Below are 11552 nucleotides of genomic sequence, written 5' to 3'. Positions count from 1 at the left end.
GGCCGTAGCCACGTAAGTCGGTTGTTAGACTGCCTTTAAGGGATTGAAACAGTGACATACTGGCTGGGAGGAAAAAGCCGGGACCGAGTTGTTAGACTGCCTTTAAGGGATTGAAACGTGGAACCGGATTCTGCGTCGACGCTCATCTTCTGAGTTGTTAGACTGCCTTTAAGGGATTGAAACCGCCTTTCAAGAGAGTCAGACACCGGACCAGGTATATGTTGTTAGACTGCCTTTAAGGGATTGAAACCTGTGCAAGGGATTTTCTCCTCTTTCGTCTCCTGTTTGGTTGTTAGACTGCCTTTAAGGGATTGAAACCTGCCTGAAGGGTTCATGCTCGATGCATCGGACGTGAGTTGTTAGACTGCCTTTAAGGGATTGAAACTGCTACGTCTGTGCTCCTGCTAGGTGATCTAAACGTGTTGTTAGACTGCCTTTAAGGGATTGAAACAGGCCGTCGAAGATCATGATCAGGTCCGGGTGCCACGTTGTTAGACTGCCTTTAAGGGATTGAAACTTTCTCTCCCCGGTACTCCATCCATCGAGACCATCGTTGTTAGACTGCCTTTAAGGGATTGAAACTCCAGGCTTCACAGGCTTCAATTGGGGCGCGCAGATTGGTTGTTAGACTGCCTTTAAGGGATTGAAACACCAATGCCGGTTCCAGCAATTCACCGGCTGTCCATAAGTTGTTAGACTGCCTTTAAGGGATTGAAACCTGTGCCGACTGATTGAATGGAACGCCATGGCACCACGTTGTTAGACTGCCTTTAAGGGATTGAAACTCCAATCGCTCCTTGTCGTCCATCACTCGCTGCTCCGTTGTTAGACTGCCTTTAAGGGATTGAAACACTGGCGATCTGGAGTTCGCCCCTTGGTTCCAAGAAGTTGTTAGACTGCCTTTAAGGGATTGAAACGTCGACTCGACTGGCGTAATCCAACATGCGCAGTATGCGTTGTTAGACTGCCTTTAAGGGATTGAAACGATCGAACGTAAATGAGGGGTGATTGGCGTGATCAGTTGTTAGACTGCCTTTAAGGGATTGAAACTAAAACGGTTTGACCTGTTTCATTTTCAGCAACACCTGTTGTTAGACTGCCTTTAAGGGATTGAAACCAGAAACTCGCTGATGTCTTCCATACGTCTGTAGATTATGTTGTTAGACTGCCTTTAAGGGATTGAAACCTCGAACGCAAGCAACGCCTGACTGACATTGTCGAGTTGTTAGACTGCCTTTAAGGGATTGAAACCAAGGTATCGTCGAGCAGCAGGCATACACGGATAGCCAGTTGTTAGACTGCCTTTAAGGGATTGAAACCCCCATCCATCGCCCGATGGTGGCAAGCGGGATCCCCGTTGTTAGACTGCCTTTAAGGGATTGAAACAGATTCTATGCAAGGGAATCGAATTGGGAAGGTTTCTGGGTTGTTAGACTGCCTTTAAGGGATTGAAACAGTCAAAGCGTAGGAACACCCATTCAAAGCGTGAAATGTTGTTAGACTGCCTTTAAGGGATTGAAACTGTGGAATGTTCGAACCCCACTGACGCCAAATCACGTTGTTAGACTGCCTTTAAGGGATTGAAACACGGACCTCCAATATTACTCATTGCAATAGCCTAGTTGTTAGACTGCCTTTAAGGGATTGAAACAGATGAGGGAGACGCGCGGATGTTGCCCATGGTGCCGTTGTTAGACTGCCTTTAAGGGATTGAAACAGTGTAGAGGAGCTTGAAAATTACGAACTTGGTTAGTTGTTAGACTGCCTTTAAGGGATTGAAACTAGGATATCTTTTCATTCCGATCATCAACTTCAACCCGGTTGTTAGACTGCCTTTAAGGGATTGAAACTGACCACCGGGCGAGATATACGCGAAGCTGGAGTCGTTGTTAGACTGCCTTTAAGGGATTGAAACACAGCTACATTGAATCTCCCGCCTGCAACGCCGCGTTGTTAGACTGCCTTTAAGGGATTGAAACCAGAATTGTGTGAGCGGGGAGGGGATAAGGATGGAAGTTGTTAGACTGCCTTTAAGGGATTGAAACACAGCGGCGTGTTGTACACGCTCCCGTACCGAGCCTGTTGTTAGACTGCCTTTAAGGGATTGAAACACCTGACCAACGAGAAGATCCCATGCCACGACGATGTTGTTGTTAGACTGCCTTTAAGGGATTGAAACAACTTCATCAGCAAGAAAGCCCATGCCAAAGGCATCGTTGTTAGACTGCCTTTAAGGGATTGAAACCCGTCTTGCTATCGTGGTGATGCTTGCACAGTGGCTGCGTTGTTAGACTGCCTTTAAGGGATTGAAACCCGAGAGTCGAGCAAAGGCGATCTACAAGAGCGAGGGTTGTTAGACTGCCTTTAAGGGATTGAAACTATGGAGCTCTGACAAGGCCTCATAATATCTAAAGCATAGTTGTTAGACTGCCTTTAAGGGATTGAAACATGGCCTGAAGGATAAGCTCGGCCCCGTGGAGCAAAGTTGTTAGACTGCCTTTAAGGGATTGAAACGTCCCGAATAACGTCTCCGGCCGCAGATACTGGGACAGGTTGTTAGACTGCCTTTAAGGGATTGAAACTGGAGTACGGCTAAGGATTTGCTGAAGCATTTGTTCGTTGTTAGACTGCCTTTAAGGGATTGAAACGAACCGAATCATAACCGTCCCGCGCCAATCCTGCACCATGTTATTAGACTGCCTTTAAGGGATTGAAACACCCGCATAAGAATGGCGAGTTCGAGATACCATTCAGTTGGTTAGACTACCCTTGAGCATTCCTGTAATGAAGTAATTCTGAGTTTGAGGCAACAAACAACTCTTGAACTGAACGACGTCATCGCCGGCATATATATTTCAGTCACCTAGCCGTACAAGAGAGGCCGTGCAGATCGCACGATGGCCGGCAGTGCTGGTATTGGCGCTGGTTTGGTCAGGGAGAGGCTTTTCGCAGCCGTACGCAGCCAAACGCTGTTGCACATGCTTCCGGCAGGAGGAGTGGGCAGGCTACTAGGCGAAAGAGTAAAAAGAGGATGGGATTCATCCTTGGGCTGAGTTCCTCCGAGCTCGACAAGCATGGTAAGGGTCCAAGAGAATCCGCCCCAAACCTGGGAAGGAGGCAGCAACCGTGTCTGTATACGATTTCACCGTCGAACGGATCGACGGGACGCCGCAGTCGCTGTCGGACTATCGCGGCAAGGTGCTGCTCATTGTCAATGTCGCCAGCCGCTGTGGATTCACGCCGCAGTACGAAGGTTTGCAGGCGCTGTACGAGGCGCATCAGAAAGAGGGGCTCGAGATTCTCGGTTTTCCTTGCAACCAGTTTGGTGGGCAGGAACCGGGGACGAACGACGAAATCCTGCAGTTTTGCCAGACGAACTACCGCGTCAGCTTCCCGATGTTCGCCAAAATTGAGGTGAACGGCAAGAACGCGCATCCTCTCTACCAATATTTGAAGGAGCAAGCAAAGGGCGCCATGGGGATCGAGGCTATCAAGTGGAATTTCACCAAATTCTTGGTGGGGAGGGACGGCAGTGTGGTCCGTCGGTATGCCCCCAACACGACGCCGCATGATCTGGAGCCGGATGTGGTGGCCGAGTTGGAGAAACCGGCGCCGTAGCCAGGAGACGGCATGGCGCAGCGGGGCTTGCCCCGGTCTCACCGCTGCCTGGGCAGCACCCAGGCGTTGTCCGCCTTGTGAAAGCCGACATGGGGGTAATAGGTCATCGCGCCGGGCGACGACAACAGCACCAACGACACTTCTTCCCCCAGTTCACCCTGCACGGTCTGCAGCAGCCCCTTGCCGATGCCCTGTTTCTGGTAGTCCGCGTCCACAGCGAGGTCGGTGAGGAAGCAGTAGAACCGGAAGTCGGTCAGGGCGCGGGCGATGCCGACGAGTCGACCGTTGTCGCGGGCGGTGACGAGCAAATCGGTGTGCTTGAGCATAAACTCAATCCGCTCGGTATCTTGATACGGCCGCCGCAGCCCCGATGTGCGATAAACGCGGATGGCTTCTTCAACCGTTACAGGTCCGTTGACCTCGAATGCGATGTCGGCCATGGGCCGCTCACCTCCGTGTGCGCCAAAGCAATGTCGAAGCCATGAGGTGGCAAGTACCTTGTCTGGATAAGATGCCGGTGTCTGTCTCCGCCGACAGGATCGCCCGCTGCTCACGCAATCGTCCGGGGCCTGCTGGCGACGCACCTGCGCTCGGTCGGCGCGGGAGCGAGAGCGGGCCCCTCGGAGCTTAGACCGGGAGCGACTGACTGAACTGGCGGGATCGCTCCGCGGCCGCGTGCAGGGCCTTGCCCAGCAGGTGGTGCACTTCGCCGGTGCGCATCACTTCCAGCCCGGCAAAGGTGGTGCCGCCCGGCGAGGTGACGCGGCGGCGCAGTTCGCCGGGGCTCAGGCCCCACTCGGACAGGGTGCGAGCGGTGCCAATCAACGTCTGCAACAGGAGGCGGCGGGCGAGTTCCGCCTCGAAGCCCAGCGAGATGGCCGCTTCCTCCATCGCCTCCAGCAGGTAGCAGAGGAAGCCGGGCCCGCTGCCGGAGACCGCGGTCGCCGCGTCCATCAGCGACTCGGGGATCTCGGCCACCTCCCCGAGCTGGCTGAGGAGCAGGAGGACGTCCTGCTTGTCGGCGTTCGTCACGCCCTCGCCGAAGGTCACGGTGGTCATGCCGGCGAGCACGGAGACGGGGATGTTGGGCATCGTGCGAATGGGGCAGACCTTGCCTTGGCTTTGCTGTTGTAGGCGGGCAATCGGAATCCCAGCGGCGAAGGACAACAGCAGCTGCCCGTGCAGGTGCGGCGCGACCGCCGCCAGGGCGCCATCCACGTCGCTTGGCTTGGTGGCCACGACGACGAGCCGGGCGGACGCGGCCTCGCTCAGTGATTCGGCCACGCGCACACCGTACTCCTGCGCGAGGCGGGCCAGCCGTTCCCGGTTTGTGCGGTTGGTGACGGCAATCTGGTGGGGCGGCACGGTATGCGTCTCCGTCACGCCGCGAATGAACGCTTCGGCCATGGATCCTGCCCCAATGACGAATATCTCCCCGCTCCAGGTGTTCATGATTCTCCCTCCGTTTGTCCGCTTTTCGCTCTCTGTCTGCATCAAAAAAGCTCTCGCCGCCTGCCGGTCTGGCAGGGGCGAGAGCTATCTCCCGCGGTACCACCCTGATTCGCGCCGCCCGCAGGGTGTTCATGGTCTAACAGTCACCACGTCAGGCGGGCGCCTCATTGTCGCAGATATCGGTGCGATCCGGACACCTTATGAGGGTGTCAGCTCGAAAGGTGGGTTCGTTCCGGTCCGTGACAGGACGGCTTTCAGCCGCTGACCGTCCCTCTCTGAGTCCGTTGTCCGGAACTACTGGCCTTCGTCGTCGCCGTAATGATTCGATTGGGGATGATTATACACGCAGTTTCGACACATGGCAAGACGGTCAAGACGGTTTGGATTTGACTTCGGTCCAATTCCATGGTAAGGTAGGGCCTGTCGGCGCGGGGTGGAGCAGTCGGCAGCTCGTCGGGCTCATAACCCGAAGGTCGCAGGTTCGAGTCCTGCCCCCGCAACCATACAACAGATGGGTCCGGATCGCACGCGCGAGCCGGACCGTTCTCGTATGCAGCGGGATACAAGCCCGCTAGAGCGGACGCTGCAAGATGGACGGGCGGCCGTCGCGTTCGACGTGGCAGATGACAAGGTGCATCTGGCCGTCGATGAGGATGGGGCGGCCGGCTAAAATGTCACCGCGTGGCATGATGGACAAAGTCCAGCCGGTGGGCAGCTTGGCCTCCAACTCTTCCAACTGCGCGTCGTCCAGTTCGGTGCCGGTGACCGGCGGTATGTATCCTTCCGCATAGGAATACCAGATTTGCCGCAGGGTCTCCAACGCTTCCGAAACCTCAAGGACATGGGAAACAGGCAGCATCTGCGCACCTCCGCAGGGTTCTTCGGACGCGGCCCGTCGACAGATAAGGGGGGTTGCCTGCCACGCCCGGAATTCAGGTCTATCCCCAGTCTTGCCGGTTTTGCTCGGATTCAATCAATCTGCCAGGCGAGGTTGAGAGATTGCAGGCATGGGCGGGGGAGTGGAGGCTGTGGAAAGCCCGCGGCCGGTCTTCGCGCCGCGGGCTGTCGAGGTTGTCTCTGTACATCGGGATGTTCACCATTCTTTCTTTTTATCGTTCGGGGTTAACCGTCGCACAATGTGCCAGCCGCCTATGGCGACCGATGCGGCCAGCACGCCGTTGAGCAGCAGCACCGCCCACCCGACGCTGGTGGTTGGCAGAGGGGTGGTGATGGCGAGAAACAAAGCCTCTCCGACCACGAGAGCCAGCAGTTTGGTCGGTATCCTGCGCAGTCCGGGCAAGTCTTTGAGCAATTGGACGATGAGCAGCACGGCTGCGCTGGCGCCACCTATCGTGTGAATGGAATCTACGGAGAAGAGCGAGACATCGTACATACACACCACCTTCTCGCGTTGATGTCCCGTGCCGTCCGGGGCCAAAAAACGCCCTGGTGTCGGACACGGGCGTTTCATGCTTGGCATCGACGGACGCTTGCGTCGATTTATTGAATTTGTAATTATTATAGATTGGGAATTTCGGATGTACAGCTATCCGGAGTATGATTCATAGGGAATATCCCGGGTATTGCCAAGCCTCGCCCTATCCCTACAAACGGGTGCCAGCGGTGGAGGAATGTTCCGGATAAGGGCCCCTATGAATCATGACGATAGTGGCGCCGACTTTGGGCGTGCGGCTGCAGAGAGGCGCCGCTGATGTCTTGTTCGCCAGACAGGGAGACGATGGTCTTCTCGCCCTGCGTGCAGATGCAAAAGCGCGCGCCTTGGCGCGAAGTGTCGACGGCATAGACGGGGCTGCCGTTGGTGAGCGCCAGATCATTTTCGAGCTTCGCCGCTTCGTCCAGGTCTCCCCAGTCTCCCTGCATGTATCGGGAAAATGCCCGTACCAAGTCGTCCGTGTCGATGTCGTCATGCGCCAGGACGGCGCGTGTCCAACGTATCCGTCCGATAGGGAACAGCACCCTTACCCCTCCATCCCCCAGGAAATCGATGTCACGTCCATTCGATTCGCCGCCTGCAGCCCATTTCCTGCTCAAACTGACTGAAATTTGCCGGGCATTCGCGGGAAGTTCGTGCAACCTTGCCGTGACGCTCGCGCAAGGGCGGATGGTTCAGACGAACGGGGCGACGTCGTCCCCAACAGCCAGGGTCCGGCGGTGTGCCGGCCAGAGGGCGACGATGGCCAGGGTGACGGCGGCCGCCAGGGCAATCAGGCTGGCGGATTGCATCATCAGGCGGACGCCGATCCGGTCGGCGATGAGGCCGCCTGCGACCGTGCACGCGGCGTTCAGCACCTGCTGTCCGCTCCCCAGCAGGTTTTGCACGCGCCCAACCAGGTGGGCGGGCAGGGCGGATTGTTGGTACGTCGAAAACCCGGCTCCGCAGATGGAGAAAAATCCGCCGAGCAGGATGAGGCAGGCGGCCGCCTCTGGGAACGACCGGCTGCACGCGTAGCCCAGATAGGCGGCCAGCGACAGGGGCGCTCCGACGGCCATCATCCAGCGGGTCGGCAGGCGGCGGGCCAGCACCGTCGCTGTCACGCCACCAGCGGTGTAGCCGATGCCAGCGGCGCAGACCAAGGCGCTGTATGCGGAACTGGGCAGGTGCAGAGCGTCCTGGGTGAAGACCACCTCCTGCGCGTCGCCCGCGGCGGCCAGGCTCATGATCAGCCAAAACAAGCTGTACACGCAGGCGTACAGCCGGTTCTGGCGCAAAAAGCCCCCGGCTTGGCGCCAATCAGCGGCCAGAGTGCGCGGGAGCGCCAGGAGACGGCCTCGCCAGGTCCTTGGCATCGGGATTGCGTCCACGGGTATGAACGGCTGTGGAGCTGCGGATGGCGGCGCGCTTGCCGGTGTGGCTGGGCTTGCGGCCGTCTCGGCTTGCGGCTGGCGCGCAGACACGGTGGACCGGGGCAGCAACAGAAAGGACACGGCCGAGACGAGAAACGAGAAGCTGTCCAGCCAGATGGCCGGTTTGGCGGCGCCCAGAAGCAAAAATCCAGCCCCCACCGCCGGTCCCAACACCAGCGCCCCGGACTGCAGCATGCCGCTGACGGCGTTGAACCGTTTTCGCTTTTCGGATGGAACCTGCTCCATGATGTAGGCCAGATAGGCATTGTCGAAAAAGCAGCGTCCCCCGTTGATCAACCAGAGCAACAGATAGAGGACAGAGAGGTGGCTGGCCAGCGGGATGAGGGCGGTGGCCAGCGCGCGAAAGCACTCCACGCCGAGCAGTGTTGCGCGTTTTTCCCACCTGTCGGTCAGGCTCCCGCACCAGGTGCCGAACGTGATGGCGGCCAAGGGCGCCATCACCCACAATCCGGCGACGGCGGCCGCCGAATGGGTGGTCTGCAGCACGAACACGTTAATGGCCACCAGATAGATGTAGTTGCCTACACTGGAAACCGCCTGCCCGGCGAGCAGGATGACCGATTGGTTTCGGGCGGATGGTTTGGTCGTGTCCGGCCGGCGCGGAGCCTGGGTCTTCACGGGAGAACTCACCTCAGTCGCGTTCGGATCGATGCACCTTTGATTCTACAGCATGTGCCTTCATTTTTCAGGATTGCGACTAGCACACCACTTCCAACAGGGTCAGCTCCCCGTCCTGCAGCGCCGCGTCCAGCTCCCGCGCGAATGACTCGGCGTCGACCGCCAGCCGGTGCTTGGCGCCGAAGCTTTCGGCGTACAGACGAAAGTCCGGGTTGTCAAAGGCGATCCCGGTGACCGCGAGGTTTGCGTCCTGCTGTTTGCGCTCAATCAGGCTGTAGCGCTTATCGTTGAACACAATCGCGCAAAAGCCTGTGCCCAGGCGCCGGGCGGTCTCCAGTTCCTGAGAGTTCATCAAAAACCCACCGTCCCCCGAGACCACGACCACCGGCGCCTGCGGGCAGGCGAGGCGGGCGGCAATGCCCCCGGGCAGGGCTCCGCCCATGGCGGCCAGGCCGTTGAAGATGAGGGTCCGCCCGGCCTGTTTGGGCTGGTACCAGCGCGCCGTCCACACCTTGTGCAAGCCCACGTCCGAGATGACCACCGCGTCCTCCGGCAGCCGCTCGGTCAGGGTCCACATCACCTGGTGGGGCAACGCCTCGGCCGGGCTCGGCGGGGTGGAGAGAGCGTCGAGGCGCCGGGCGCGAATCGCCAGGTGAGGTTGCGGATCTGGACGGTGCCCGACCATGTCGGCCAGGGCGCGCAGGGTGTAGCGCAGGTCTCCGACCAAGTCCAGTTCCACCGGGAAGTGGGCGTCCGTCTCTGCCGGGACGTTGTGGATGTGCAGGACCCGGCGGCGGGCGTCCGCGTTCCAGGTGGCCGGATCGTATTCAACGAGGTCAAAGCCGATAGCAATCACCAGGTCGGCTTCATGGAGCGGGCGCAGCCCGGTTGGGTAGGGCTTGCCGCCGACGGTGAACAGGTTGAGCGGATGTGCAAACGGCAGCACCCCCTTGGCCATGAACGTGTTGACCAACGGCAGGTTGGTCTCTTCCACCAGCTGCCGAACTTCGCTCCAGGCCTGGTTGCGGATGACGCCGTTGCCGGCGAGGATGATGGGCCGCTCGGCGCTCATGATGAGCCGCGCCGCTTCGCGCAGACTGTACCCGTCTGGGTACGGATCGGCCAAGCGGCCGATGGGGAGGGGCCGACCCTCGACCTCTGCGCGCGCGACGTCCTCGGGCAGCTGCAGGTGCACCGCGCCCGGGTTGTCCGACGCGGCGAGCGAGAACGCTTTGCGCACCACCTCGGGGATGGTGCGGGGGGAGAGGATTTGCTGGTCGTACTTGGTGATGCCTTTGAACAGTTGGATGGTGTCGACGTTTTGATGCGACTCCTTGTGGAGGCGGGTACGCTCCGCCTGGCCGGTGAGGGCCACCAAGGGTGAGCGGTCGAGATGCGCGTTGGCGACGCCGGTGATGAGGTTGGTCGCGCCCGGGCCGAGCGTCGCCAGGCAGATGCCGGGACGCCCCGTTAGACGGCCGTAGACGTCGGCCATAAAGGCCGCCGCCTGTTCGTGCCGGGTGAGGACGAAACGGATGGAGGAGCGGGTGAGTGAGTCCATCAAATCGATGTTTTCTTCGCCTGGGATGCCGAAGATGTACTCGACACCTTCCGCCTCCAGGCAGCGCACGAGGAGATCGCTGGCTTTCATGGATGTACCTCCCTGACGGCTGTTGGCTTTCCACAGGTCTTGGCTCTATTGTAAGCGAGGCCGACCGTTCGATAAAATATATCTATTCGATAGTATTGTTCTCATTATGAGATAAAATATCGGTTGGCGGGAGGGGCCCTGTTGGATTTTCATCAGCTGCGCTACTTTGTCACGGCGGCTCGTCTCGGTCACGTCACGCAGGCGGCGAAACGTCTGCACGTGGCCCAGTCGGCGGTCAGCCGCCAGATTCACCTGCTGGAGGAGGAACTGGGCGCGCCCTTGTTTGTGCGCGAAGGCAAGGGGGTGCAGCTCTCTCCGTTTGGTCTGCGTTTCCTGCCGCAGGCGGAGCGGATTTTGCGTCAGGTGGAGGCGGCTTACGAGGAGGCGCGCCGTTTTCACGATCCGCACGCGGGCGTTATCCGTCTCGGCTTTCCGCACAGCGTCGGCGTGCATGTGGTGCCGCGGCTGCTGGCCGCATACCGGCGGGTGGAACCGGCGGTCACGTTCGATTTGGTGCAGGACCGGGTGCGGCGGCTGGTGGATGCGTTGCTCGAGGGGGCGCTTGATTTGGCCATTGTCGCGCCGTGGAAGCCGTTGTCCGGCGTGCCGGTGGAGGGGCGCCGGCTGTTCGAGGAGGAGCTGGTGGCGGTGCTGCCGCCGGACGCGCGGCTGGCGCAGGACGGCGCAGCGATGCAGGATGGGGAGGGCATGCAGCACGGAGCGGCAACGGAGGACAGGACGGCCACGCAGGACGCTGGGGCCGGGGACGCTGCGTCGGGGCGGGGCCTGCACCTGGCTGCGTTGGCGGAAGAGCCGTTCATTCTGTTCAAGCCGGGCTACACGCTGCGCGAGTTGGTCCAGCAAGCCTGTGTGGAGGCGGGTTTTATCCCGCGCATCGCCTTTGAGGCAGAGGAAACCGACACCATCCGCGCCTTTGTGCGGGCGGGTTTGGGCGTCAGCGTGCTGCCGCCGCTGGGCGCGGGGGCCGATGCGGGCGTGGTGGAGCGGCCGGTCGTTGATCCGCCCATCCGCCGCACGGTCGGTATTGTGTGGTGGCAAGAAGCCGATTTGTCGGCAGCAGCGCGCGCGTTTGCCGAGTTTACGGTGCAGTGGATGGGGGAGCGGGATGGGCGAACGGATCGACCGTAAAGGGGTAAAAATGGCTGAATCGTGGCGATACAGGTAGTAACATCCATACGTCTGTTGCGTGCCCGTCCGCCATGCGAACAAATCCGTGGCAGTTCATACACGGCACACTCTTTCTGCTATAGGTTCCGCGGCTCGCGCCGATTTCAGGTTCCACGGTCTGCGTAGAAAAGTGGTGCTA

Annotated in this window: 9 protein-coding genes, 1 tRNA gene and 1 CRISPR repeat array; of the genes, 3 read left to right on the top strand and 7 right to left on the bottom strand. The window is 59.4% G+C overall.

The window, feature by feature from the left end:
• Positions 1 to 20: 20 nt before the first annotated feature.
• Positions 21 to 2717: a CRISPR direct-repeat array (repeat unit 30 nt; unit sequence GTTGTTAGACTGCCTTTAAGGGATTGAAAC).
• A 409-nt stretch (positions 2718 to 3126) separates the two neighbouring features.
• Complete coding sequence (locus tag ASH01S_RS16370) at positions 3127 to 3618, top strand: glutathione peroxidase (protein ID WP_067929516.1); 492 nt, start codon at positions 3127 to 3129, stop codon at positions 3616 to 3618.
• Between the two features lie 38 nt (positions 3619 to 3656).
• Here the strand turns inward: ASH01S_RS16370 and ASH01S_RS16365 are convergent, their stop codons facing one another.
• Positions 3657 to 4058, bottom strand: a complete 402-nt coding sequence (locus tag ASH01S_RS16365; protein WP_067929515.1) for a GNAT family N-acetyltransferase — start codon at positions 4056 to 4058, stop codon at positions 3657 to 3659.
• A 187-nt stretch (positions 4059 to 4245) separates the two neighbouring features.
• Complete coding sequence (proC, locus tag ASH01S_RS16360) at positions 4246 to 5070, bottom strand: pyrroline-5-carboxylate reductase (RefSeq protein ID WP_067929514.1); 825 nt, start codon at positions 5068 to 5070, stop codon at positions 4246 to 4248.
• A gap of 427 nt (positions 5071 to 5497) precedes the next feature.
• Here proC and ASH01S_RS16355 point away from each other — a divergent pair.
• A tRNA-Met gene (locus ASH01S_RS16355) sits at positions 5498 to 5573 on the top strand.
• A 68-nt stretch (positions 5574 to 5641) separates the two neighbouring features.
• On the opposite strand, the gene ASH01S_RS16350 is transcribed toward ASH01S_RS16355, so the two are convergent.
• From ASH01S_RS16350 to ASH01S_RS16330, 5 genes are all read right to left on the bottom strand, one after another.
• Entirely contained in the window at positions 5642 to 5929 is a 288-nt protein-coding gene (locus ASH01S_RS16350; protein WP_067929513.1) for a hypothetical protein, read from the bottom strand.
• Between the two features lie 234 nt (positions 5930 to 6163).
• Positions 6164 to 6463: a hypothetical protein gene (locus tag ASH01S_RS16345; protein ID WP_067929512.1), complete on the bottom strand. Its 300-nt coding sequence runs from the start codon at positions 6461 to 6463 to the stop codon at positions 6164 to 6166.
• Between the two features lie 257 nt (positions 6464 to 6720).
• Positions 6721 to 7047, bottom strand: a complete 327-nt coding sequence (locus ASH01S_RS16340) for a hypothetical protein (protein ID WP_067929511.1) — start codon at positions 7045 to 7047, stop codon at positions 6721 to 6723.
• Between the two features lie 150 nt (positions 7048 to 7197).
• Positions 7198 to 8574: an MFS transporter gene (locus ASH01S_RS16335; RefSeq protein WP_067929510.1), complete on the bottom strand. Its 1377-nt coding sequence runs from the start codon at positions 8572 to 8574 to the stop codon at positions 7198 to 7200.
• A gap of 79 nt (positions 8575 to 8653) precedes the next feature.
• The gene (locus ASH01S_RS16330) at positions 8654 to 10225 is read right to left on the bottom strand and encodes an acetolactate synthase large subunit (protein WP_067929509.1); all 1572 of its coding nucleotides are present in this window, start codon (positions 10223 to 10225) and stop codon (positions 8654 to 8656) included.
• Positions 10226 to 10366: 141 nt separating this feature from the next.
• On the opposite strand from ASH01S_RS16330, the gene ASH01S_RS16325 reads away from it, so the two are divergent.
• Positions 10367 to 11374, top strand: a complete 1008-nt coding sequence (locus tag ASH01S_RS16325; protein WP_067929508.1) for a LysR family transcriptional regulator — start codon at positions 10367 to 10369, stop codon at positions 11372 to 11374.
• Positions 11375 to 11552: the final 178 nt, after the last annotated feature.

The organism is Alicyclobacillus shizuokensis NBRC 103103, assembly GCF_001552255.1.
In the GTDB taxonomy this organism is placed as follows: Bacteria; Bacillota; Bacilli; order Alicyclobacillales; family Alicyclobacillaceae; genus Alicyclobacillus_G; species Alicyclobacillus_G shizuokensis.
This window is presented reverse-complemented; position numbering and strand designations above follow the sequence as displayed.

Bases quoted from the DNA above. Each gene is read 5' to 3' on its own strand.
- ASH01S_RS16365 (WP_067929515.1), bottom strand. From the start codon at position 4,058: ATGGCCGACATCGCATTCGAGGTCAACGGACCTGTAACGGTTGAAGAA.
- ASH01S_RS16345 (WP_067929512.1), bottom strand. From the start codon at position 6,463: ATGTACGATGTCTCGCTCTTCTCCGTAGATTCCATTCACACGATAGGT.
- ASH01S_RS16350 (WP_067929513.1), bottom strand. From the start codon at position 5,929: ATGCTGCCTGTTTCCCATGTCCTTGAGGTTTCGGAAGCGTTGGAGACC.
- proC (WP_067929514.1), bottom strand. From the start codon at position 5,070: ATGAACACCTGGAGCGGGGAGATATTCGTCATTGGGGCAGGATCCATG.
- ASH01S_RS16330 (WP_067929509.1), bottom strand. From the start codon at position 10,225: ATGAAAGCCAGCGATCTCCTCGTGCGCTGCCTGGAGGCGGAAGGTGTC.